Origin of the sequence: Kitasatospora sp. NPDC051170, from assembly GCF_044455705.1 — a bacterium.
Classification (GTDB): domain Bacteria; phylum Actinomycetota; class Actinomycetes; order Streptomycetales; family Streptomycetaceae; genus Kitasatospora.
In genome coordinates this window covers 15065-36717 of the sequence record NZ_JBITFA010000007.1, presented here as the reverse complement: position 1 = coordinate 36717, position 21653 = coordinate 15065, and the positions used below count along the sequence as shown (strand labels likewise).

Here is a 21653-nt window from a genome sequence, read left to right as displayed (position 1 = left end):
CGGAAGCCGCTGTATGCCCGTTCGTCCTCGCGGAGGGGCGGCGACCGCCCTCCCCCTCGCCGCCGCCCTGCTCCTCGCGCTCGTCGCCCCCGCTCACGCCTCGGGGGTGTCCGAGGCGGCGTACACCCTGCGCAACGTCCACACCGGGACGTGCCTGCACCATGCCGTCGGCACCAGCCAGGTGAGCCTGGAGGAGTGCGGGCCGGTCGCCGGGCAGCGGTGGGAGCTGCGGGCGGAGGGCACGGCCACCAACGTCGCCGCGTACGACCCGGACGAGGCGTTCCGGGGGTGCGTGACCGTCGGCGACTTCTGGAACGCCCGCTTCGGCCCGTGCCGCACCAGCGAGGCGGCGTGGGCGTTCGGTGCCGCGCCCGGGAGTCACGCCCGGATCAGGTCCGAGTCCGGGCTCAACGGCAACGACCTGTACCTGACGGAGGCCCAGTCCGGGCACGTCGCGGCCCGGCCGGGTGGTGACGGCGCCTCGGCGGACTGGATCATGACGCAGGTGCCGTGACGTAGATGTCGTGATGCAGGTGTCGTGACGCAGATGCCGTGATGCAGGCGCCGTGATCAGGCGGCCGGGTTTCGCCGCCACGGGGTGAGGGCGACGTCGGTGGCGGTGCGCAGTGCGGCGCGCAGGGCCTCCGGGTCCCTGGCGGGCTCCGCGAGCAGCACCTGCAGCGCGCCGGTGATCGCGCCGACGAAGGCGCCGGTGAGGGCCGCGGCGGTGAGCGCGTCGAGCTGCTCGGGGAAGGCTTCGGCGAGCTGCCCGGCGATCGTCTGCTGGGCCTCCAGCTGGAGTTGGAGCCCGCGCCCCCGTACGGCGGGGACGGTGCGGACCAGTTCGAGCCGGAGTGCGGCGAGCGGGCTGAGCAGGTCGGTGCCCTCGGCGGCCGCGACGAGCGCGCGCAGCAGGACGTCGGTGGGGCCGTCCTCGGGTGTGCGGGAGGCGATGGCCTCGGCCACCGCCTGGACGCGGGCGTCGGCGTCCGGGAAGAGCAGGTCCTCCTTGGTGGCGAAGTAGCCGAAGAAGGTGCGGGTGCCGATCTCGGCCGCCGCGGCGATGTCGGCGACCGTGGTGGCGTCGTAGCCCTGCCGCCCGAACAGGTCGGTGGCGGCGTCGATCAGGGCCTGGCGGGTGCGGGCCCGCTTGCGGTCGCGGAGGGACATGCCGGGAGCCTACCGCACTGCCTGCATATCCGCACTCATTGCAAAACTGCACTGAGTGCATTTACTGTCCGGGTATGACCTCACGAAGCGTTCTGGTGGTCGGAGCCGGTGTCGCCGGTCCGACGCTCGCGTACTGGCTGGCCCGGCGAGGCGTCCGGGTCACCGTGGTCGAACGGTCCCGGGGGCCGCGCTCCAGCGGCAACCCCGTGGACGTCCGTGGCCCGGCCCTCCCCGTGGCGGAGGCGATGGGTGTCCTGCCCCGACTGCGCGAACTCGCCACGGGCGTACGGACGATGAGCCTGATCGGCCCGTCCGGACGGGAGGTCGCACGGCTGCCGCTCTCCACCGAACCCGGCTCGGTGGAACTCCCGCGCGCCGACCTGGCCGCCGCGCTGTACGAACTGGCCCGGCACGACACCGAGTTCGTCCACGACGACACCGTGACCGCACTGCACGACGACGGTGGGGGCGTGGACGCCACCTTCGAGCGGTCCGCACCGCGCCGCTTCGACCTGGTCGTCGGCGCGGACGGGCTCCACTCGACGGTACGCCGCCTCGCCTTCGGCCCCGAGCGGGAGTTCGTCCGGCCGACGGGCCTGGTGGTCGCCACCCTTCCGCTCGGAGCACCGGCCGAGAATACGGAGGAGGTGCAGCTCCACAACGTGCCCGGGCGGCTGGTCTCCGTCCACCCGGCCCGAGGGGACGCGATGGCCGCGTTCATCTTCCGCCGGCCGGGGGCGCTCGACCACCGGGACGTCGTCGCCCAGCGCCGGGCCGTCATCGAGTCCCACCGGGGCCTGGGCTGGCGCGTCCCCGAACTGCTCGACCGCGTACGGGAGTCGGCGGATGACGACCTCTACTTCGACAGCGTCAGCCGCGTGGACCTCCCCACCTGGACGCGGGGCCGCATCACCCTCCTCGGCGACGCCGCCTCCTGCCTCTCCCTCCTCGGCGAAGGCTCCAGCCTCGCCATCACCGGAGCGCACACCCTCGCCGAGGCGCTGGCCGACCAACTCGCCAACCCCACAGCGGCCTTGGCGCGCTACGAGGAGGCCCACCGGGCCCGCGTCACCCCCAAGCAGCGGGCGTTCCGCCGCTCCGCCGCCCTCCTCGTCCCCTCCACCCGGCTGGGCCTCGCCACCCGTAACCTGGCCGCCCGCCTTCTCCCGTCCGGGAGTTGAGGGGAACGCCCTAGGTCTTGGGGGTGAGGACCATGTACGTCACCGAGGTGCCGTCGTCCATGGTGCCCCTGAACGCCTGCTCGTTGAGCAGGGGCGAGGTGGTCAACACCGAGGCCAGCACGCCGGCGACGGAACTGGCGAAGCGCAGGGCGGCGGGTGCCGCCTCGAACTCGACGGCCTTTTCGATCTCCTTCATGATCGCTTCGGAGGAGAGGTCGTTGAGCGCGTCGTCGACCCCACTCGGCTTGTCCGGCGGGCCGTTGTAGATGGTCACGTAGTAGCCGCTGTCCCGGCGTGCACCGACGGTGACCTGGGCATCGTCCCGGATCGGCTTCCCCTGTGGTGCTTCCACGGGTATCGGGATCAGGGTGCCGTCGGGATCGGGCGCGGCTTCGAACCGGGTCGTATCGTCGCTGGCCGGATTGGGAAGTGTGTCCGCCACAGCAGACCTCCCAGGGAATGCCCGGCACGCGTCGCCGGGCGTGCTGAAGGGTGGTTACCTCGAACGTACACCCGGGGCATGGGGCCTGCCGGTCGGCGGGAGTCGCCGGGGCGAGCGGCCGGGAAATCGCTCGACACCCGGGAGTGCGAGGGGCTGTGATGGCGGGGATCGCCTGCCGGACGGGGTGGGCCCAGTCGGCCGGGGGTCGTCCGTGACAGGTGGGAACGCCGAGGATCTTCGGCCCGTGATCGACACCGCGCTGGTGCGGCGCCTGGTCGACGCGCAGTTCCCGCAGTGGGCGGGGCTGCCGCTCGCGCTCGTCGACCCGGCCGGGTCGGACCACGTGATCCACCGGCTGGGCGACGGCCTGTCCGTCCGGCTGCCCCGGCACGGGGACGCCGTCGGGCAGGCGCGGAAGGAGGCGCTGTGGCTTCCCCGGCTGGCGCCGCGGCTGCCGCTGGCCGTGCCCGTCCCGGTGGGGGCGGGGGAGCCGGGCTTCGGGTACCCGTGGCCGTGGGCCGTCTCGCGGTGGCTCGGTGGGGAGGTGGCGACGGTCGAGGGCCTGGCCGATTCGTCCGTGGTGGGCGGGCAGCTGGCGCAGTTCCTGACGGCGCTGCAAGGGGGCGCGGCCGGGGACGCCGAGCTCTCCGCCGAGCTGTCCGGTGCGTCCTTGATCGAACGGGACGCCGCGACCCGGGCCGCCATCGCGCGGCTCGGCGGTACCTTCGACGCGGCCGCCATGACCGAGGTGTGGGACGCGGCGCTGGCCGCCCCCGGATGGTCGCGCCCGCCCGTCTGGTTCCACGGCGACCTCCACACCGGCAACCTGCTGACCGTCGACGGGCGCCTCAGCGCCGTCATCGACTTCGGCGAGCTCGGCGTCGGCGACCCGGCCTGCGACCTCACCGTCGCCTTCACCCTGCTGTCCGACCGCACCCGGGCGCTCTTCCGTACGGCCCTGGGCGTCGACGACGCCACCTGGGCGCGGGGCCGCGGCTGGGCCCTGGCCACCGGACTGAACGCCTACCTCCACCACGCCGCCGTGAACCCCCGGGTCGCCGCGCAGACCACCCGGCAGATCACCTCGGCGCTCGCCGGCTGAGGCCGCCGATCAGCGCGCGGCGTCCTCGGCCCCGGCCTGCCGCTCCTCCCGGGGCCGCTCCGCCCGGGGCCGCTCCGCCCGGGGCCGGTCCTCCCGAGGCCGGTCCTCCCGAGGCCGGTCCTCCCGGGGCCGCTCCGCCGCGCGGACGCGCTCGCCCCAGGCCGCGACCGGCGGCCCCGCCACGCCCAGGCCCGCGAAGAACAGGCCGAGCAGCAGCCACCCCGAGTGCCCGAGCGCCAGGACGCCCCCGGTCAGGACGAGCGGCGCCAGCGCCTGGCCCGCGTCGAAGCCGATGCCGAGGAGGCCCTGGTACTGCCCCTGCGCGTGGTCGGGCGCCAGCCCGTACGCCAGCGCGTAGCCGCCGGAGGACTCCCACACCTCCCCGACGCTGTGCACGCACACCGCGAGGACGGCGAGCACCGGCGCCACCCAGACGGGGACGTCGGCCGTCAGCGCCATCAGCGGGCAGCTGACCAGGAACAGCAGCCCCGCGATCCGCAGCGCCCGCCCGCCCTGCCGGGGCGACTCCACCGTCGAGCCGATCCGGCTCTGGAGCAGCACGCACACCCCGCTGTTGACCGCGTAGACCGCCGCAACCGTCCAACGCGGCGCGTCGGTGTGGGAGGTGAGCCAGAACGGCAGGAGCAGGGAGACGCTCTGGTAGTGCAAGCCCATCACGCTGTAGAGCGCCACGAAGGACACGTACGGCCGGTCCGCCAGCACCGTCCACTGCCGGTGCCCCTCGGGCCGGGGCAGCGGCGCGTGGTTCGGGACGGCGGCGAGGGTGATCAGTGCGGCGACGGCGAAGCTCGCGGCGTTGGCGAGGATCAGTACGGTGTACGCGGGCCGGGTGTTGATCTGCACCGCGAAGGCCGCGCCCAGCGTGCCCATGACCACGCCGAGGTTGCCGAACGTCCGCAGCCTGGCCCGGAACGCCGCCGGCCGGTCCCCGGCGGCCCGGGCGACCAGCGCCCCGCCCGCGGCGTTGCTCGCCGTGGCGGCCAGCCGGTCCAGGGTGGCGACGACGGTGAACGCGAGCCAGCTGTCGATGGTCACGAAGGCCGCCATGGTGACGGCCTGGACGCAGAGGCCGATCATCCACACCGGCCGCGCCCCGAACCGGTCCGCGAGGTTCCCCGCCGGCAGCCCGGCCGCCAGCCCGCAGAGTCCGGCGATCGTCAGCCCGGCCCCGACCTGGGCGGCGGGGAGGTGCACGACGAGGGTGAAGTAGAGGATGGAGGCGGTGTTGAAGAGCCCGTTGCCCACCCGGTTGACGAAGATGGCCGCGATCAGCGCACGCTGGTGGCCGTCCGTCGTCGTCCTGCCCGAATCCCGTTTCCCCGACCCCCACTTGATCATGTCGAGCAGGTTAACAGGACGCCTACGACCGGTTGTCCGTCCGGTCCTTCGCTCTTCGGGCCAGCTTCAGTATCCCAGCCTCCGGATGGGCCTGTCACCGTCCTTGAGCAGGAGATTCCGTGGTGCTCGGCACACCTAGGGTTTCCTGTGGACCGGCATGAGCCGAGGGGAACGGAGCAGGGGATGGCATCGGAGATCGCGGCGCTGGCAATGGAGTTGACCGGCATGGCCGAGGCCGACCACCGAGGGGCCCCGCTGGCGAACAGCGAGGACCCGGCGGAGCAACTGGAGTGGCGGCGGCTCACGGCGCGCCACGCGGACCGGCTCAACGAGCTGATGGACGCCTGCGGTTGGCCCACCGCCGACCTGGTCGGCGAGGAGGCGGCCCGGGCCGCGTGGCTGATCGCGCAGCACGCGGACCGCCAACTCGACATCCAGCGGCGGGCGTTGAGGCTGATGGAGGAGGAGGCCGCCGGGGGTCACGTCAGCCCGCGCGACGTCGCCTTCCTGCGCGACCGTACGCTCGTCAACGAAGGCCGCCCGCAGATCTACGGCACGCAGATCGCCGGGGTGCGCGAGGGCGCGCCCGTCCCGTGGCCCTGCGAGGAGCCCGAGCGGATGGACGAGCGCCGGGCGGAGGTCGGCATCCCGCCGTTCGACGAGTACGTGGCCCGGTTCGCCGCCCCCTGAGGGCCCGCTACCCCCGGTCGTACCGGGACGGCCGCAGCCGGCCGGTGCGCGCCAGGAAGGCCACGAACGCGCCGAGGACGATCCACCCCGGCCAGCCGGCGAGACTCATGGTGAGCGGATCCAACTCGGCCTCGGGGGCCGCGAATTCCCTGACCATCGACACGCTCATGCTGCTCGCGAACGTGTGCGCCAGCACCGCCGGGACCACCGACCCCGACCGCAGCCGCAGCCACGTGAAGACCGGCAGGACCAGCGCACAGCTCACCACGAACGCGGGCACCGCCACGTACCAGGGCCGCCCCGGATACTGCCCGCCCATCAGCAGCGGCGGCAGGTGCCAGAGCGCGAAGGCCGTACCGGTGAGCAGGTACGCCCTGACCAGCGGCGCGGAGGTGTTCTTTCGGTCCACCAGCCGGGGGAACAGGAAGCCCTGCCAACCGAGTTCCTCCCCGAAGAACAGCGGCAGCGACACCACCATCCCGACCACACCCTGCACAGCCCAGGATCCGACCGCCCCCGCGTCCAGCGCCCCGAACCCGGCGAACGGATAACTCCCCGCCAGCGCACCGAGCGCCAACACCGCGGCCGTCAGCCCGCCGAGCACCCCGACCGGCAGCAGACAGTCCCGCAGCGCCCGGCCCCAGGGCCGGGGCCACCGCAACGCGAGGGCGTCCCGCACCCCTCCGCGTCGGCGCTCGAGGAAGCGGACCACGAACAGCGCCGCCAGCGCCGGAGTGAGCATCGCGGCGCCGATGCACGCCTGCTCCAGGCCGCCGACCTCCTCCCGGGCGTCGGCCCGCCGGTAGCCGTCGGCGAGCAGCGGCGCCATGGCCGCCCACATCCCGGCGTAGGCGAGGAGCAGGAAGAGCGGCAGGCCGCGCCGGCGGGCCGTACGAGGTGGCGGTGTTCGAGTCGTCGTCGTCGTCATCATGCCGATGACGCTACGGACGCGAAGGACGCCCCGGAATCACGTGCACTGCCGGTGGAAAGGTGCAGTTTTCCAGGTGTCCGGCGGCCCACCGGAGGTGCTAAGCGGGCGGCCGCTACTCGCCGGTGCTTCCGTCGACGAGCTCGCGCAGCAGGTCCGCGTGCCCGTTGTGCCGCGCGTACTCCTCGATCATGTGCGTGAGGATGTAGCGGAGCGAGTACGGCTCCTCCCGCCACCGGATCCGTTTTCGCGCTCCTACCGGACCGGCCCGGCCAGCGTCTCGACGGGGAGCCGCCGGGGCCGGCCCTCGTCAGCGGCGACCGGGCCCGGCGACCCGTCCCCCCGGACCTGCCGGAGGTAGAGCTCCTCCCAACCCCCGCCCATCCACGTGGTGGTGGGAATGTGGTGGATGCTCCCGTCCAGCCCGTCCACCAGGTACGGGCCGCTGCCGACCAGCATGCGGTGGCGGTCGCGGGTCCGCGCGAACTCCGCCGAGTTCCAGAAGACGGCCCAGCCGAACTCGTGCTTCTTCACGGACACCACGGCCAACTCGCGGCCCTCGGCCCCGGTGGGCGGCTTCCTGGCGAGCAGGCTCTCGACGAGCTCGACGGCACGTTCTCTGGAGATCATGCTGCCCATCGTTCACCACTGGTCAACCCGGCTTCCGGGCGGGCCGGGGCCGTTCGTCGGCGTGCCCGGCCGGGGAGCCGGCCGACATCGGTGTGCGGCTCTTGAGCCGTGCCACCTTGTCCAATGACACCTGGAGACGGGACTCGAAGCGTGTCGGGTTGCCGCGGCCAAGGCCCGGTAGTGACTGGTGGCTTCCTGGGCTGCGGCCCAGACCCTCCTCCGACCGATTCACCTGGCTCGCGGGCGACTGACCTCCCTGGCGTTCAGCGGCGAGGCTTCGGCTGCCCGCGGACCTGAGGATGGAACAGGTGAAGGATTTGAGGAGCAGCGCGCCGCTTGGATCGAGCTCGTGGTGTCGGGGTAGGTGCGGCGCAGGAGCCGCAGCAGCCTGACGTACCGGCTCCAGTTTGCGGGTGTTCGAGGCTCGCTGCCGCAGACTCGCTCCGCGCGATCGAGGCTGTCCTCGAGCAGCGCGTCGTGCAGCCGGCGGAAGGCGAGCGGCCAGGTGAGCCTGGCGGCTCCGCGCGTGGTCATCGCGAGGGTGTGCCGCAGTACCGCGCCGCCGTCGTCCGCGGGGTGGACGGAGAACTCGTGGAAGCCGTTGAAGCCTCTGGGAGCGGTGAACTCGAACCGAATCCAGTTGCCCGGCGCGTAGCCGCTCACCGTGTAGCCGATGGGGCCGTGCCCGCCGGAGGAGCCGACCGCGAGTCCGGCGTCCAGTCGCAGCCTCGGCCAGTCTCGCCCCGGCCACAGTTGGTCGTCCTCGCCGGAGAGGCCGTCGATGAGGGCGCCGACCTGGTCCGGCGGCCCGGGGATCCTGCGCTCGTGGATGTTCAGCACGGCCATGCGTCCTCCTGGTTTTGGATGGCCTTCTCCAATTGAAGTGGAGAGTACTCTCCATTACATGGCCAGACCATCCAGATACGACGAATCCCTGCTGCTCGACACCGCCGTGCGGCTGGCGGCCGCCGCCGGGCCGGCTGCGGTGACGATGTCGGCGGTCGCCAGGGAGAGCGGCGCACCCAACGGCTCGGTCTACCACCGCTTCCCCCAACGCACGGTCCTGCTGGCGGAGCTGTGGCTGCGCACCGTGGAAACGTTCCAGGAGGGCTGCCTCGCGGCCCTCGACTCCCGTCCGGAGCCGCACCTGGCGGGCGGGGCGGCGGCCCGGCACGTGGTCTCGTGGAGCCGCGCCTTTCCCGAGCAGGCCACCGTCCTCCTGCACGGAGCCGATGCCTTCGGCAAGGCCGAGTGGCCCGAGGATCACGTTCGTCGCGCACAGCGTGGCAATCAGCGGGCACGCAGAGCGGTGGCGGCGCTCGCGGACCGCCTCGGCGCCACCACGGCCGCCGACATCGACCGGGTCGCCCTGGCCGTCATCGATCTACCGCTCGCTGTGGTGCGACGTCACCTACGGGGCGGAACACCACTTCCGGCCCACGCGGAGGAGCTCGCGGAGCAGTGCGCGGTCACCCTCCTCGGCCGGCACTGAACGACGCCTTCCTCGACACCGAGGTCACCGACGAACCTGCCGTCCTCCTCACGCAGATGCGCAACCCCGACGACTACCCCTGGTTCGCCGAGCCGCTGTACTGACGCTTCGTCCTCTCGAGAGGAGGCGGGTGGCCTACGAAGGACCGTCCGAGCCCTGTCGGGCCAGGTCAGAGCCGTGCCGATCCTGTGCGGAGTTGACGCGCCAGGTCGGTTCGAGGGGGAGTGTGTGGCCGGTCATGGAGTCGACGTCCTGCTGGAGGGTGGCCCGGGAGAGGAGGGTCGGGAGGTGGTGGGTGGTGTAGTGCTGGTGGGCGGCGGGGGTGGACCAGAGGGTGGTGACGAGGTAGCGGTGGGGTTCGAGGCGGGTGACGACGCCGGTGAGCATGCCTCCGGCGGCGGCCATGCCGGGTGCCCACAGGTGGCGTTGGATGTGGAGGAAGTGGTCGTCGCGGCCGGGGAGGAGGCGGCAGTCGGCGACGCGGAGGAGGGTGGCGCGCTCGAGGGCGAGGGGGAGGGCGGTTCCGGCATCGCCGGGCATGTCGAGGACGACCTCGCCGGTGGCGACGTCGATCGCGGTGTAGCTGGTGCTCTGTCGGTTGGCGGCGGTGACGGCGTCGTGCCCCTCGCGCATGAAGCGGCGGTAGGCGTCCTCGTCGGTCCAGAGGGCCAGCAGCTGTGCACGGCCGGTGGCCGGGTCCCAGCCGCCGACCTGTCCGATCAGGCCCGGCTGGTCGCTGATCGAGGACCAGGCGCGCTGGGCGGCGGAGAACCGCTCCCGCGACTCCGTGGGTACGCTGCAGCCGATCCACTTGCCCCACATGTGCCGCCTGCCTTCCATCCGTACCGAGTCCCGACGGATCCCATGATCGACGGAGGGTCCGGACGAGCCGCAATCGGCCTTCGGGCGGGGGAGATCGAGACCATGGGCCTACGGCTTGGGTCGTAGCCCGGGCCTCGATGGTGTCGAGGTCGAGGAGCGGCTGGGTGAGCAGGCCCGTGTTCCCGAGGATCTCGATCACGGGCCGGGTGGATAATGGATCGGACGGTTCCGCAGGTGAGGGGTGGCGCATGAGCAGCAGACTGAGGGTGCTGCGGAAGCAGAACCGGCTCAGCCTGGAGGCGCTCGCGGAGCAGGTCGGTGTGACCAAGAGCTATCTGTCGAAGGTGGAGCGTGGGATCAGCGAGCCGTCGATCTCGACGGCGCTCAAGTTGGCGCACGCACTCAAAGTTGACGTCGGTCGGCTGTTCTCGGACGAGGTGGAGCCCGAGCTGGTCACCGTCGTCCGCGCGGGTGAGCGCACTCCGATCGCCGAGGGCGGTGGCCCCGGTGCCCCGCGCTACGAGGGCATCGCGACGGGCCTCAGCGGGAAGCAGATGGTGCCGTTCGTGATGTACCCGCCGATCGATGCGACGGGGTCCGTGTTCAAGTCCCATGCGGGCGAGGAGTTCCTGTTCGTCCACGCGGGTACGGCGGAGCTGGAGTTCCCCGAGCGGACGGTCGAGCTGCGCCCGGGGGACAGCGTCTACTTCAACTCGGCGCTGCCGCACCGGTGTCGGAGCACCGGGGTGGAGCCGGCCGAGATCCTCGTGGTGATCCACGACGACCCGGCCGGCCCCTCGGAGCGGGTTCCCGAGCTGCCCTGACCGGGCAGACGGGTCTACCGAGCCGCCTCGGCCAGCAGGGCGGCCAGCCGTTCCGTCCGCGCCACGTCCAGGGGCAGCAGCGGGTGTCGGGGCTCGCCGACGTCCAGGCCCTGGAGTGCCAGGCCCGCCTTGACGGTGGTCGGCAGGCCGCCGCCGAGCAGGAACTGCAGGACGGGCAGCTGCCGGTAGAAGACCCGGCGGGCCGTCTCCAGCTCCCCGGCGCGTACGGCCCGGTACAGCTCCAGGGCGAGGTCCGGGATGACGCAGGGCGCCGCCGTGCACCAGCCGGCCGCGCCCGCCGCGAACGCCTCCAGGGCCAGGGGGTTGGAGCCGTTGTAGAACGGCAGTGCGCCGTCGGAGAGTTGGGCGAGGCGGTGCATGCGCTGGATGTCGCCGCTGCTCTCCTTGACCATGGTGATGTTCTCGACCTGGTCGACCAGCCGGTGCATGAGTTCGGGCGTGAGGTCGACCCCGGCGGTGCCCGGGTTGTTGTAGATCATCAGCGGGATGCCGATCGCGTCGGCGATCTCGGTGTAGTGCCGGGTGATCTCGCGTTCGTCGAGCTTCCAGTACGACAGCGGCAGGACCATCACCACGTCGGCACCGGCCCGTTCGGCGAACCGGGCGCGGCGCACGGCGCTGCGGGTGGTGAGGTCGGCGATGCCGACGACGGTCGGCACCCGGCCCGCCACGGCGGAGACGGAGGCCTCGGCGATGTCGTACCACTCCTGGTCGTCCAGGTAGGCGCTCTCGCCGGTGGAGCCGAGCGGGGCGATGGCGTGGCAGCCGGAGGTGACCAACCGGTCGATGAGGGCAGCGAGTTGGGCGAGGTCGGGATTGCCGTCGGTGCGGGAGAACGGGGTCACCGGGTAGGCGATGATCCCCTCGAGGACGGTGGCGGCCATGGTCAGGACCCGTTCTGTGAGGGGGTGGTGGCGGCGGTGGCGGTGCTCAGGGCGTCGCCGTGGCCGGCCCGGAGGGCGCGGCGGGCGTAGTAGGCGAAGTTCGCCTGGCCGCGCTTGGGTGTGGAGATCCAGTCGTGGGCCTCGGCGGCCAGCAGTCGGGGGATCTCCTGGATCTTTCCGGCGGCGCTCGCGAGGAGTTGGAGCTTGGCGGCGCGCTCGAAGAGGAGGGCGAGGGTGCACGCCTCCTCGATGGTGCCGGTGGCGACCAACTGGCCGTGGTGGGCCAGGAGCAGGGCCCGCTTGTCGCCGAGCGCGGCCGTGATGATCTCGCCCTCCTCGTTGCCGACGGGGATTCCGGGCCACTTCTCCAGGAACGCGCAGTCGTCGTACAGCGGGCAGATGTCCATGTGGGAGACGATCAGCGGGGTCTCCAGCATCGACAGCGCGGAGATGTGCAGCGGGTGGGTGTGGATGATGCAGGTGACGTCCGGGCGGGCGCGGTAGACCCAACTGTGGAACCGGTTGGCCGGGTTGGCCATCCCGTCGCCTTCCAGGACGTTGAGGTCCTCGTCCACCAGGAGCAGGTTGGATTCGGTGATCTCGTCGAATCCGAGGCCCAGTTGTTGCGTGTAGTACGTCCCCGGGCGCTCGGCCCGGGCGGTGATCTGCCCGGCCAGGCCGGAGTCGTGCCCGGCGTCGAACAGGATGCGGCAGGTCAGGGCGAGTTTCTGCCGCACCGTCCAGCCACTGTCGGGGATCGCGGTCTGCATCCGACGGTGGGCGAGATCCACCAGCTCGGACTTGCCCGCTTCGAACGTGCCGGTCATGGCTGTGCGTCTCCTTCACTCTTCGGTGGTGACGGGCGCCGGCGCGGCGGACCGGTCCGCCGCAATGACACGCCGTTCACTTTAGGACACGACGTGTCCTGCGTCGAGATGGTGAGCGCCTGCGCCGCCCCGGGCCCACCCCGGGGCGGCACGGGTGTGGGGTCAGGAGAGGGTGCGGAGGTGGGACTCGGCGGCGGAGCGGGTGTCGAAGCGGCGGATGCGGTCGGGGGAGGCGGGGGCGCGGAGGTGGTCGTGGCGGGCGCGGTCCCAGATGCCCCAGCAGTCCGACCTCCTCTAAACCATGTCCAGGGGCCGGTGCGGCTCGGCCGGCAGTTCCACCGTGATCGTGTCGCCGGGCCGTACCTCGCCACCCACCTGCACGACACTCATGATTCCGGCCTTCCGGACGATCTTCCCCTCCTCGTCGCGGAAGACGAGCTTCTTCAACAGCCCGTCCTGGAAGTTGTCGATCTGCGCACACGGATTGCGCAGGCCCGTGACCTCCACCACCGCCTCGTCACCTATCCGCAGCAGCGTCCCGACGGGCAGTCCCAACAGATCCACGCCGCTCGTGGTGATGTTCTCGCCGAGGTCTCCCGGCGCCACCTTGAACCCCGCCCCGCCGACCTCGGCGAGGAGCTCCTCATGGATCAGGTGCACCTGCCGCAGGTTCAGCACGGTCGGGTCCCTCTTGACCCGCGAGCGGTGCTTGACCGTCACCCCGGCGTGCACGTCCCCCTCCACCCCGAGCCCCGCGAGCAGCACGATGCTGTCCCGGTTGGGCTTGGTGAACGAGTACTCGCCATTGCTGCTGACCGCCGTGACCGTCCCGCTCATGTCGCAGACCCTCCTCTTTCGACCGCGATGAACCTTTGGCGAGCCTAGTTCAGTGCCGCACTAGTTCTGGAGGAGGACCTCCGGGTTGTCCGGCGTGGGGCCGTCCAGGAGCGGGCTACAGATCCCCTTCAGCGTCCGGTCGAAGAACGCCGTCACGTACTCGCGGGTGATCTCCACTCCGCGCGCCGGGGAGAGGGGTGGCACCGGGAAGCCGGCCTGCTGCTCGAGCAGGTCCACGTCGGTGAAGCTGGCGTGGTTGGCGCCGGTGACCGCCATCCACTTCTTGTAGCCGCCGAGGGCGTCCCATGCCTTCCCCCAGTCGCCGGCACTGTCGGCCGGGAGGTTTTCGGCCCCGTCCATCATGAGGAACGGCCGGTCGATCTGGCCGGGCAGCGGGGCCGGGTGGAAGGTGCCGTCCAGGTTCACTCCGGCCTGTACGCGCGGGTCGGCGATCATCGTGGTGGCGGCCGCCGATCCGCCGATGGAGTGTCCGGCCATGCCGATCTCGTGCTTGTCGATGAGGTGTGCCAGGCGCCACGCGGTGTTGCCGTGCGTCAACCGGTCGATCACGAAGGACATGTCCAGCGCGCGGCTGGCGGTGACGGAGTTGAAGTCGAGCGTTTCCGGGTGATCGCAGATCGCGCACGGCGGCGTCCGGCCGTCCGCCAGTGTCTCGCCGCCGTCCTCGTGGGTGGGCCCGACGACGGCGACGACGTAGCCGTGACTGGCCAGCTCGGTCGCGAGCGAGGTGAGCACCATGCGCGGGTCCCCGAACCCGGGTGAGAGGACGACCAGCGGATACTTGCCCCTCTGCGGCCGCGCGCCGTCGAAGGCTTGGGTGGTGATGCCGGCAAGGGTCTGCGGGGTGATGCCGGAACTCGCCGGTATCTTCGCCTTCTGGATGTGTCCGGCTGCCTCGGCGAGGGTCATGTAGGGGGCCGGAGTCCCGGTCCCGGCGACGGCCGGGTAGATCATCGTGACGGCCAGCTGGCGGGGACCGGACGACGGCACCCACGGGTCGATCCGGTTCGTGTCGGTGAGGTGGATGATCTCCTCACCTGCGGCGTACGGCCCGGTCGGCGCGGGGAGCACGCCCTGGAAGGTCCGCGTGGGCGCGGTGGCCGCTGCCGGTGCGGTCACCGGCGTGGTCGTGGCGGCGAACCCGGTGCCGGTTCCGGCGACGACGGCGGCGAGGGCGAGGGCTGCGACAGCGCTGATGCGGCGGTTGCGTTTCATGGGGTGGACGGTAGGTTCCGCGGCTCTCGCGTCGAATCACCCCACGGTCCGGTGTCGTCGGTAGCCCCCGAGAGGTACCGGAGTCATACGCCGGGACTACGTCGTGCGGCCGGGGTTGTTACGATCCTCCGCAGGTCGACGGGCGCGGTGTTCGTCGCTGCGAGGGTGTGGGGGTTGGTGGGGATGGCTGTTGGTCGGGTGGTCCGGTTCGACGGTATGCGCGGTTACGGGTTCATCGCGCCGGAGCACGGCGGGGAGGACGTCTTCCTGCACGTGAATGATCTGCTCATTCCCGAGGCGTCCATCCAGTCCGGACTCATGGTCGAGTTCGAGATCGAGGACGGCGACCGCGGGCTGAAGGCGTCCCGGGTCCGGCTCACGGAGCAGCAGGCCCGGTCGGCCCAGCCCGCAGCCGTCATCCCGTCCGTCGGGGACGGGCCGGAGCCGATGTGCGACGTGCTCAGCTCGGCCGAGTACACCCGGGAGGTGACCGAGCTCCTGCTGACCACCGTCCCGGAGCTGACGGGGCAGCAGATCCTCGCCGTGCGTGCTCAGTTCCTCCTGTTCGGCAAGCGGAACGGCTGGGTCGAGGGCTGACGGGGGCTCTCCTGTCCTGGTGAACCCCGGATCGTCTTCTCATCGTTCTCTCATCTGGGACGGCCCGTCGAACGACCGCGGTGGCTGAAGTCGTTCGTCACCTGCGGTTCTCCGGCGGCCTGTCCGGCCGCGCCCCGGCGGGACGTCCCCGTCTCCGGGCGGTCGAGGATGTCCTGACCCAGGAGGAGAATCTTGCGATTGCACAGTCTTGCCCTGCCGCGGAGCCGGCGAGGTCGGCGGCGGCCCCTGGTGCCGCTGCTGGCCGTCGCGGCTCTGGCGGTGGTGGCGGCGGGGCCCGGTGTGGCGCCGCTCGCGCACGAGCGGGCGCTCCTCGCGTCGGCGACGTCCTGGGACCAGCTGATGAACCTCCAGGACCGGATGAACGAGACCGCCTACGCCCTTCAGAAGTCTCCGGGCCAGACCCGGGACCGGGGCATCGCGAGTGTGGTCGCCTCTCCCGAGGACAAGCACCTGACGGTGCACTGGCGCGGAGCGCTGACACCCGCCGCCAGGACGATCATCGCCAGGAGTCCGGTCGCGGTGAAGGTCGAGCCGGCCGGTCACACCGAGCAGGAGCTGAACGAGGCGTCCGCGCGGGTGCGGCCCATCGCCGAGTCCGCCGGCATCCCGTACACCGACATCTCCCTCGACCAGGGCACCGGCGGCCTGGCGATCTCGGTCAGCGGCACGGAGGCGGACGCCCAGCGGCTCCGGCAGCTGACCGAGCCCCTGGGCGTGCCGGTCTCGGTGACCCCGGGCGGAAAGGCGGCGCTGGCGCTGTCCGAACCGTCACGCGGATCCGACCCCAGTGCGGGCGGCGCGCAGATGGTGGCCCCGAACGCCGTGTGCACCACGGGTTTCGCGGGCAAGATCCAGAACCAGCCCGTGATGCTGACCGCCGACCACTGCTTCCCTCCGGGCATCATCGACGAGCGGAAGTCGACCGAGCAGGGAGCCGACGGCACCCCCTTCGGGAAGCGCGTCGGAAGGCCGATCCCCAGCCCCAACGGGCTTCCCTACGACGTCAATGCCTTGAGCCCGATGTCGGGGACCGTGTTCGAGCCGAAGGTGTGGACCGGTCCTGCGGTCTATCCGGGCGGGCCGGGCCAGCAGAAGGTCTGGGTCAACGCCGCCGCACAGCCCCAGCTCGGCAACTGGGTCTGCAACACCGCCGCCAAGTCCGGCACGACCTGCAACATCAAGATCGTCGACTACAAGCTCGACTACAAGGCGAAGACCCTCGACGGCAACGGCCAGGAGGTGGAACTGCGCTACGGCGGTGCTTTCGGCGGGAGGAAGAAGACCAGCAACGACCCGAGGGTCGCACAGAACTCCGCCACCCCCGACCTGAACCCGTACGCGGGCCGGCGCGGTGACAGTGGCGGACCGATCGTCATGGCCTCCAACAGCGCCCGCCTGAGCGCGGACCACGGGACCATCGACAGCACGGTCACCGCCGCGGGCATCGTCTCGGCGGGCCCGGCGAACGAGGCGAGCACGAAGGACTGTGTGGGGTCCTCCTTCTGTTTCACGACCATCTACTTCGTCCCCATGCGGCAGGTGCTGGAGGCGATGGGGGCGACGATCACCGTCGCCAGTCCCTACTTCCCCGACCTGCAGACCGACGTGAAGCCCGGCGACCTCTACACCAACGCCGCGCAGCCCGTGTATCCCGAGGACTACGACCGCGTCGCCATCGTGGCCGAGAACGGCGCCGCCGTCGCCGTGAACCCGGCCGACCACAGACTCATCGGAACGGATACCGACCGCCCGGGCGCCGCTTGGCAGATACTCCCGGATGTCATGGGCGGATACGTCCTGCGCAACAAGGACACGTACTACAGTCTCCACGGGACGATCAGGGACCCGATCTCCTTCACCCCCGTCGCGGCGTACGATCCGAGCCTGAACCTCTACGTGATCCACCTGGGCCAGAACTGCCTCCAGGTGACGGAGGGCTTCCGCTGGATGTTCCCCCCGCACAAGATGCTGGTCAGCGGGGTGGCCACGATCTCGCCGTGCAGGGACGGGGACCGCAGCCAGCGGTTCTCGATCGTTCCCGTCAGCGGCGGCGACGGCGTGGGCGCCAGCGACCCGTCCCCCACCGACGGCACCCTGACGGTTCCGTACGAGGTGGCCGGCGCCCCGGACGCCTCGATGTCGGCGGCGGCGTCCTTCCTCGCCAAGACCCACGACCGGTACGCGCCCTCGGGGCTCGGCGTGCCGCAGAGCTACACCGGCGGGCACTTCGCCCCCGGCACGGAGTTCGGGCCCGACGGCTACCAGTCGTCCTTCACCTACGACAACTCCGTCATGATCGCCGCGCTGCTCCAGGGCAAGAACCGCGACGTCGCCAGGGCGACCCGGCTCGGCGACAGCCTGCTCTACGCCCAGGCGCACGACAAGGTGCCCGACGGCCGCATTCGCGCGTCCTACCTGCCCAACCCCTTCGTCACCGCGAACGGCTCCCCGTACGTCGGCGGGTTCTCCGTCTACACCGGCAACATGGCCTGGGCCGGCATGGCGTTCTCCCGCCTCTACCAGCAGACCGGCGAGCAGCGCTTCCGTGACGGCGCGCTGAAGGTCGCCGAGTGGATCCAGACCAACGCCGCCGACACCCGGGGCCTCGGCGGGTACACCGGCGGCTGGGTCGACACCGGCGGCACCGGGGACGCCATGGTGCGTCGGGAGTGGAAGGCGACCGAGCACAACATCGACGTGGGCGCGTTCTTCGCGATGCTCGCGCAGATCACCGGCGACCCGACCTGGAAGGCCCGCTCGGACAACGCGTTCGCGTTCGTCCGGGGGATGCAGGCCGACGACGGGCGGCTGTGGACCGGGACCGGGACCGACGGTGTCACCCAGAACCGGGACAGCGTCCCCGAGGACGTCCAGACCTGGAGCTACCTGGCCACCCTGGACCCGGTCTTCTCCCGCTCGGTGGACTGGGCGGAAGCCAACCTCGCCGCCTCCGACGGCCCGTACCGCGGGGTGAGCTTCGCCAAGGCGGACACCTCCAAGGTCTGGCTGGAGGGCACCGCCCACCTCCTGGCCGCCTACCACGCCCGCGGCGCGGAAGGAGACCCGCAGAAGGCCGCCGTCCTCCAGGACACCCTCGCCAAGATCCAGGCCGGGGCACCCACCGGAGACGGCCAGGGCATCGTGGCCGCCTCCAGCGACGGCCTCGCCACCGGCGAGGGCGACATCTACTACGCCTCCCTGCACACCGGCGCCACGGCCTGGTACCTGCTCGCCGGCCAGGGCGGCAATCCGTTCCGCCTGTAAACGGAACACCTGGGCCGACAGAAGGGCGACGGCCTGCACCATGCCGTGCAGGCCGTCGCCCGCACGCACGGCGTCACGGGTCGTCAGGAGGTCACATCAGTACGGGAGTCAGGAAGTGCGGCTCCGAACGGACCCCGGTTCCCAGGGTGTCGGAGGCGGCCGCTAAGGTTCTGAGCCCGTGACCAAGGGTGAATCCGATGGCGGAACGTGGGACGACTTCGTCCGGGAGTTCGAGAAGGAAAACGGGGCGGCGAAGCCGAGTTCGGCCGATCGGCCGGGGCAGACGGAACAGCCGGAGCAGCGGCGTTCGCGGCGTCACATAGTGCTGCCGCTGGCCGCCGCACTGCTGGTCGTCGCGGGGGTGTCGGCGTACACGCTGACGAAGGCGGACCCGGATCCGGCGCCGGCGGCCGCGCCCGCACCCGCGCCGTCCGTCTCGGCGCAGCCTGCGGCGGCGGCACCGGCGGCGAGCAACTCGCCGTCCGAGAAGGCCCTTTCGGGCGTTCCGGACTCCGCGATCCCGATGTCCGTCTTCCCGGCGCAGGTGGAGGGCTACACGCTGCTCTCCGGGGTGACGCAGCCGAGCTGTACGAGCGCGGAGAGCGTGGGGCCGTCCCTGGCCGGGCTGATCACGCAGGGGCAGGGCTGCGTGGGCGTCGACTTCGCGCTGTACCGGGACGCCGAGGGCAACCAGTACAACCTGGCGCTGTTCACCATGAAGGACCAGATGGACAGCATCCACATCATCAACGTGCTGGCCGTGCACCCCGAGTCCTACCAGGCCGGTGTCCAGGTGCCGGCCAAGGACTCGGGCCTCCGAGTGCTGCCCGAGAAGAGCCCGTTCGTCGAGGGCTTCTCCTCCCTCGGGCACGGCATGCTGCTCGGCAAGGGCCAGTGGTCGGACGGGCGGGGCACGGACTTCGACAAACTGCAGGGCAAGCTCACGGCGTTGACCGCCGCCGTGATGAAGAACGTCCCCGTCTGACGACCGGACCGGCTCCCCGCCTCTCAGGGCGGGGAGGCGGTGCCGGCGGTGAACCCCACGCCTGCGGCGAGGGCGACGGCCATGGCGGCGGACAGGGGGGCGGTTCGCTTCACGGCGGTCCTTCGGGTCGGGTGGGGCTACCGGCTGGTAGTCGCGCTTGGCGCAAGGTGGCACGGTGGGAGGGCGAACGGTCGGCGAGGTGTCATGGCCGGGGTGAAGAGCAGCTGAACCGTGGTCACCTGCCGGAAACGTTCGCTTACCACTCATTCGAGTGTGATCGGCCGGTGTTTCGTTTCAACTCCCCTGCCCGGGACCATGATCCGCCCGTACGGCGCCCCTCGGGGTGCTCGGGCGTTCCAGGAAAGGGCAGTTCGTATGACAATGCAAGGCGGAGATCCGACCCCCGTGATCACCGAGGCGACGCTCGCCGACATCGCCGCGCACGGCATCTGGCGCGACGGCACCCTCGACGTCAACCCGTCGGTGCTCGCCGTCGCCCGGGCGCTGCTCGCGGCCGTCCAGGGCGGAGCGGCGCCGGCGGCCGGACTCCCCGACGAGCTGCGGGAGTTGGTGGCCCGGGTGCTCGCGCAGGCCGGGGTCACCTTCCCACGCATCCCCGTGGCGGAGGGGGTCGCTCTCTCCGGGTTCGCGATCAGGCAGCAGACCTCGGAGCCGCGCCCGGTGGTGATCGTGCCCGCGGGCTGGAACCCGTACGGCTGGCTGCCGTTCATGGTCGGGTACCTCACGCTGGCGGCGCGCGGCTACCACGTGCTGGCGTACACCCCGCGCGGGTTCGGCGCGGTGGGTGAGATCTACTCCTCCAACGGGTTGATCGACGTCGCGGGGGAGACGGACCAGCGGGACGGGTCGGCCGTGATCGACCACGCCGAGGGGCTGTTCGCGCCGAGCAAGGTCGGGCTGATGGGTCTGTCCTACGGCTCGGGGATCAGCCAGCTGGTCGCCGCGAACGACCCGCAGGACCGGGTCGCCGCCGTCGCCGCCCTGGCCACCTGGGGCAACCTGGCCACCAGCCTCTACGACAACGACACCCGGCACGTGAAGGCCGTGGAGCTGCTGATCGCCTTCACCGGGGCCGAGGTGGGCAAGGAGGAGGAGAGGTTCGACGAGGACACCTGGGAGATCCTCCAGAACTTCCTGAAGGGGCAGGAGATGCAGAAGGTGGTGGACTGGGGTGAGGAGCGCTCCCCGGAGACCTACGTCGACGTCACCAACTCCCGTGGCATTCCCACCTTCTACGCCAGCACCTGGCACGAGAGCCTCTTCCCGCCCGGCGAGGCGATCGCCACCTTCGAGAAGCTCACCGTGCCCAAGCACCTGAACCTGTGGATCGGCGACCACGGCGCCCCGGAGGGCCTCGGCATCACCGGGTACCCGAGCGGCGCGCCCTTCATCGGCGCGCTGACGCCGATGCTGGAGGCGTACGCCTGGCTCGACCACCACCTGTTCGGCAAGCCCAACGGGGTGCCGGAGTGGCCGGTGGTGAACAGCCAGGTGATGTTCACCTACAAGACCGTCCCGGCCCTCGGCGGCGGCCGGCAGATCACCGTCCCGGCGCGGCGCGAACCGCTCGGATCCTGGGCCGAGGCCACCACCGGCACCGAGACGTGGTACCTGAACGGCGCGGACGGGAGCGGCGCCCTGTCCGACAAGCCGTCCTCGGGCTGGAGCCGCGAGTTCCTCGCCGGGCGGACGACCGGGGCCACGGCGATGGACGCGATCATGACGACCGGGCAGCAGGAGTGGTTCGGCAGCCCCAAGGGCTACGAGCCGGAGGGCTTCGAGTCCGACAGGGTGCTGGTCTGGTCCACCGAGGCGCTGTCGGGCGGGCGCCGCATCCGGGGCGCCGCTCGGCTCCGGCTCTCCGTCGGCGTCGGCGCGGGCGACGCCGCCACGCTCGTCGCCTACCTCTTCGACGTCGCCCCGGACGGCTCGGCGCGGATCATCACCCATGAGCCGCTGACCGTCACCGGTCTGGGTGCCGGTGAGGTCCGGACGGTCGGCTGGACGCTGCAGCCCGCCGCCTACGACCTGGCCGACGGCCACCGCCTCGCCCTGGCCGTGAACGGCTGCGACCAGCTCTACGCCTTCACCGGCACGGTGGACGGCACCACCACCATCACCTCCCCGATCGGGCAGGAGTCCGTCCTGGAGCTGCCGCTGGGCTGAGTGAAGGCACGGCCGGCGCCGTGGGGGCGCCCCCCCCCCCCCCCCGGGGGGGCCCCCCCCCGGGGGGGGGCGGGGGGTTTTTAAGGGGGGGGCCGGGGGGGGTTTTAAATAACGACCGGTGTCAAAACCCCCCCCCCCACCCCCCCCCCCCCCC

22 protein-coding genes and 1 pseudogene are annotated in these 21653 nt (G+C 71.6%); 11 read left to right on the top strand and 12 right to left on the bottom strand.

What is annotated here, in order from left to right; all coding sequences use genetic code 11:
• The first annotated feature begins 13 nt into the window (after positions 1-13).
• Positions 14-514, top strand: coding sequence for a hypothetical protein (locus tag ACIBCA_RS16810; RefSeq protein WP_396283633.1), 501 nt, complete (start codon positions 14-16; stop codon positions 512-514).
• Between the two features lie 56 nt (positions 515-570).
• Here the strand turns inward: ACIBCA_RS16810 and ACIBCA_RS16805 are convergent, their stop codons facing one another.
• On the bottom strand, positions 571-1170 hold the full coding sequence (locus ACIBCA_RS16805) for a TetR/AcrR family transcriptional regulator (RefSeq protein WP_396283632.1): 600 nt from the start codon (positions 1168-1170) through the stop codon (positions 571-573).
• Between the two features lie 74 nt (positions 1171-1244).
• Between ACIBCA_RS16805 and ACIBCA_RS16800 the strand changes: the two genes are divergently transcribed.
• Positions 1245-2351 carry an FAD-dependent oxidoreductase gene (locus ACIBCA_RS16800; RefSeq protein ID WP_396283631.1) on the top strand — a complete coding sequence of 369 codons (1107 nt, stop codon included), beginning with the start codon at positions 1245-1247 and terminating at the stop codon, positions 2349-2351.
• A gap of 10 nt (positions 2352-2361) precedes the next feature.
• Here the strand turns inward: ACIBCA_RS16800 and ACIBCA_RS16795 are convergent, their stop codons facing one another.
• A complete protein-coding gene (locus ACIBCA_RS16795) occupies positions 2362-2703 on the bottom strand; it encodes a hypothetical protein (protein WP_396283630.1) in 342 nt (113 codons plus the stop codon).
• A gap of 334 nt (positions 2704-3037) precedes the next feature.
• On the opposite strand from ACIBCA_RS16795, the gene ACIBCA_RS16790 reads away from it, so the two are divergent.
• Complete coding sequence (locus ACIBCA_RS16790) at positions 3038-3895, top strand: aminoglycoside phosphotransferase family protein (RefSeq protein ID WP_396283629.1); 858 nt, start codon at positions 3038-3040, stop codon at positions 3893-3895.
• 9 nt (positions 3896-3904) lie between these two features.
• On the opposite strand, the gene ACIBCA_RS16785 is transcribed toward ACIBCA_RS16790, so the two are convergent.
• The gene (locus ACIBCA_RS16785; protein WP_396283628.1) at positions 3905-5254 is read right to left on the bottom strand and encodes an MFS transporter; all 1350 of its coding nucleotides are present in this window, start codon (positions 5252-5254) and stop codon (positions 3905-3907) included.
• A 183-nt stretch (positions 5255-5437) separates the two neighbouring features.
• On the opposite strand from ACIBCA_RS16785, the gene ACIBCA_RS16780 reads away from it, so the two are divergent.
• Entirely contained in the window at positions 5438-5944 is a 507-nt protein-coding gene (locus ACIBCA_RS16780) for a DUF6624 domain-containing protein (protein WP_396283627.1), read from the top strand.
• Between the two features lie 7 nt (positions 5945-5951).
• Here ACIBCA_RS16780 and ACIBCA_RS16775 read toward each other — a convergent pair whose 3' ends face one another.
• The 4 genes and pseudogenes from ACIBCA_RS16775 to ACIBCA_RS16760 all read right to left on the bottom strand — a co-directional run bounded on the left by ACIBCA_RS16775 (position 5952) and on the right by ACIBCA_RS16760 (position 8348).
• A complete protein-coding gene (locus ACIBCA_RS16775) occupies positions 5952-6875 on the bottom strand; it encodes a CPBP family intramembrane glutamic endopeptidase (RefSeq protein WP_396283626.1) in 924 nt (307 codons plus the stop codon).
• A gap of 112 nt (positions 6876-6987) precedes the next feature.
• A pseudogene (locus ACIBCA_RS16770) lies at positions 6988-7164 on the bottom strand (DUF664 domain-containing protein); the annotation flags it as partial.
• Complete coding sequence (locus ACIBCA_RS16765; protein ID WP_396283625.1) at positions 7128-7502, bottom strand: YrhB domain-containing protein; 375 nt, start codon at positions 7500-7502, stop codon at positions 7128-7130. The gene ACIBCA_RS16765 and the pseudogene ACIBCA_RS16770, both read right to left, overlap by 37 nt.
• Positions 7503-7730: 228 nt before the next feature.
• Positions 7731-8348 carry an SRPBCC family protein gene (locus ACIBCA_RS16760; protein ID WP_396283624.1) on the bottom strand — a complete coding sequence of 206 codons (618 nt, stop codon included), beginning with the start codon at positions 8346-8348 and terminating at the stop codon, positions 7731-7733.
• A 58-nt stretch (positions 8349-8406) separates the two neighbouring features.
• Between ACIBCA_RS16760 and ACIBCA_RS16755 the strand changes: the two genes are divergently transcribed.
• Together ACIBCA_RS16755 and ACIBCA_RS16750 are read left to right on the top strand one after the other, a co-directional pair.
• Positions 8407-8994 carry a TetR/AcrR family transcriptional regulator gene (locus tag ACIBCA_RS16755; RefSeq protein WP_396283623.1) on the top strand — a complete coding sequence of 196 codons (588 nt, stop codon included), beginning with the start codon at positions 8407-8409 and terminating at the stop codon, positions 8992-8994.
• Positions 8964-9098, top strand: a complete 135-nt coding sequence (locus ACIBCA_RS16750) for a hypothetical protein (protein ID WP_396283622.1) — start codon at positions 8964-8966, stop codon at positions 9096-9098. Before ACIBCA_RS16755 ends, ACIBCA_RS16750 begins: the two co-directional genes overlap by 31 nt.
• Positions 9099-9129: 31 nt before the next feature.
• Here the strand turns inward: ACIBCA_RS16750 and ACIBCA_RS16745 are convergent, their stop codons facing one another.
• Complete coding sequence (locus ACIBCA_RS16745; RefSeq protein ID WP_396283621.1) at positions 9130-9834, bottom strand: DUF4937 domain-containing protein; 705 nt, start codon at positions 9832-9834, stop codon at positions 9130-9132.
• Positions 9835-10064: 230 nt separating this feature from the next.
• Between ACIBCA_RS16745 and ACIBCA_RS16740 the strand changes: the two genes are divergently transcribed.
• Positions 10065-10640 carry a helix-turn-helix domain-containing protein gene (locus tag ACIBCA_RS16740; protein ID WP_396283620.1) on the top strand — a complete coding sequence of 192 codons (576 nt, stop codon included), beginning with the start codon at positions 10065-10067 and terminating at the stop codon, positions 10638-10640.
• A gap of 14 nt (positions 10641-10654) precedes the next feature.
• On the opposite strand, the gene ACIBCA_RS16735 is transcribed toward ACIBCA_RS16740, so the two are convergent.
• The 4 genes from ACIBCA_RS16735 to ACIBCA_RS16720 form a co-directional block, all read right to left on the bottom strand.
• Complete coding sequence (locus tag ACIBCA_RS16735) at positions 10655-11545, bottom strand: dihydrodipicolinate synthase family protein (RefSeq protein WP_396283619.1); 891 nt, start codon at positions 11543-11545, stop codon at positions 10655-10657.
• A 2-nt stretch (positions 11546-11547) separates the two neighbouring features.
• Positions 11548-12372, bottom strand: a complete 825-nt coding sequence (locus tag ACIBCA_RS16730) for an aldolase (protein WP_396283618.1) — start codon at positions 12370-12372, stop codon at positions 11548-11550.
• 294 nt (positions 12373-12666) lie between these two features.
• Entirely contained in the window at positions 12667-13209 is a 543-nt protein-coding gene (locus ACIBCA_RS16725; RefSeq protein ID WP_396283617.1) for an MOSC domain-containing protein, read from the bottom strand.
• 60 nt (positions 13210-13269) lie between these two features.
• Entirely contained in the window at positions 13270-14445 is a 1176-nt protein-coding gene (locus ACIBCA_RS16720) for an alpha/beta hydrolase family protein (RefSeq protein WP_396283616.1), read from the bottom strand.
• Between the two features lie 183 nt (positions 14446-14628).
• Here ACIBCA_RS16720 and ACIBCA_RS16715 point away from each other — a divergent pair, with 183 nt between their 5' ends.
• The 4 genes from ACIBCA_RS16715 (at position 14629) to ACIBCA_RS16700 (ending at position 21499) form a co-directional block, all read left to right on the top strand.
• A complete protein-coding gene (locus ACIBCA_RS16715) occupies positions 14629-15042 on the top strand; it encodes a cold-shock protein (protein ID WP_396283615.1) in 414 nt (137 codons plus the stop codon).
• A gap of 249 nt (positions 15043-15291) precedes the next feature.
• Entirely contained in the window at positions 15292-18327 is a 3036-nt protein-coding gene (locus ACIBCA_RS16710; protein ID WP_396283614.1) for a hypothetical protein, read from the top strand.
• A gap of 178 nt (positions 18328-18505) precedes the next feature.
• A complete protein-coding gene (locus ACIBCA_RS16705) occupies positions 18506-19312 on the top strand; it encodes a hypothetical protein (RefSeq protein ID WP_396283613.1) in 807 nt (268 codons plus the stop codon).
• A 405-nt stretch (positions 19313-19717) separates the two neighbouring features.
• Positions 19718-21499 carry a CocE/NonD family hydrolase gene (locus ACIBCA_RS16700; protein ID WP_396283612.1) on the top strand — a complete coding sequence of 594 codons (1782 nt, stop codon included), beginning with the start codon at positions 19718-19720 and terminating at the stop codon, positions 21497-21499.
• Positions 21500-21653 lie beyond the last annotated feature (154 nt).

Excerpts from the sequence above, each read along its gene's own strand:
- ACIBCA_RS16810 (WP_396283633.1), top strand. The coding sequence starts at position 14 with ATGCCCGTTCGTCCTCGCGGAGGGGCGGCGACCGCCCTCCCCCTCGCC.
- ACIBCA_RS16800 (WP_396283631.1), top strand. The coding sequence starts at position 1,245 with ATGACCTCACGAAGCGTTCTGGTGGTCGGAGCCGGTGTCGCCGGTCCG.
- ACIBCA_RS16745 (WP_396283621.1), bottom strand. The coding sequence starts at position 9,834 with ATGGAAGGCAGGCGGCACATGTGGGGCAAGTGGATCGGCTGCAGCGTA.
- ACIBCA_RS16805 (WP_396283632.1), bottom strand. The coding sequence starts at position 1,170 with ATGTCCCTCCGCGACCGCAAGCGGGCCCGCACCCGCCAGGCCCTGATC.
- ACIBCA_RS16755 (WP_396283623.1), top strand. The coding sequence starts at position 8,407 with ATGGCCAGACCATCCAGATACGACGAATCCCTGCTGCTCGACACCGCC.
- ACIBCA_RS16780 (WP_396283627.1), top strand. The coding sequence starts at position 5,438 with ATGGCATCGGAGATCGCGGCGCTGGCAATGGAGTTGACCGGCATGGCC.
- ACIBCA_RS16765 (WP_396283625.1), bottom strand. The coding sequence starts at position 7,502 with ATGATCTCCAGAGAACGTGCCGTCGAGCTCGTCGAGAGCCTGCTCGCC.
- ACIBCA_RS16715 (WP_396283615.1), top strand. The coding sequence starts at position 14,629 with ATGGCTGTTGGTCGGGTGGTCCGGTTCGACGGTATGCGCGGTTACGGG.
- ACIBCA_RS16740 (WP_396283620.1), top strand. The coding sequence starts at position 10,065 with ATGAGCAGCAGACTGAGGGTGCTGCGGAAGCAGAACCGGCTCAGCCTG.
- ACIBCA_RS16725 (WP_396283617.1), bottom strand. The coding sequence starts at position 13,209 with ATGAGCGGGACGGTCACGGCGGTCAGCAGCAATGGCGAGTACTCGTTC.
- ACIBCA_RS16775 (WP_396283626.1), bottom strand. The coding sequence starts at position 6,875 with ATGATGACGACGACGACGACTCGAACACCGCCACCTCGTACGGCCCGC.
- ACIBCA_RS16720 (WP_396283616.1), bottom strand. The coding sequence starts at position 14,445 with ATGAAACGCAACCGCCGCATCAGCGCTGTCGCAGCCCTCGCCCTCGCC.
- ACIBCA_RS16760 (WP_396283624.1), bottom strand. The coding sequence starts at position 8,348 with ATGGCCGTGCTGAACATCCACGAGCGCAGGATCCCCGGGCCGCCGGAC.
- ACIBCA_RS16785 (WP_396283628.1), bottom strand. The coding sequence starts at position 5,254 with ATGATCAAGTGGGGGTCGGGGAAACGGGATTCGGGCAGGACGACGACG.
- ACIBCA_RS16735 (WP_396283619.1), bottom strand. The coding sequence starts at position 11,545 with ATGGCCGCCACCGTCCTCGAGGGGATCATCGCCTACCCGGTGACCCCG.
- ACIBCA_RS16730 (WP_396283618.1), bottom strand. The coding sequence starts at position 12,372 with ATGACCGGCACGTTCGAAGCGGGCAAGTCCGAGCTGGTGGATCTCGCC.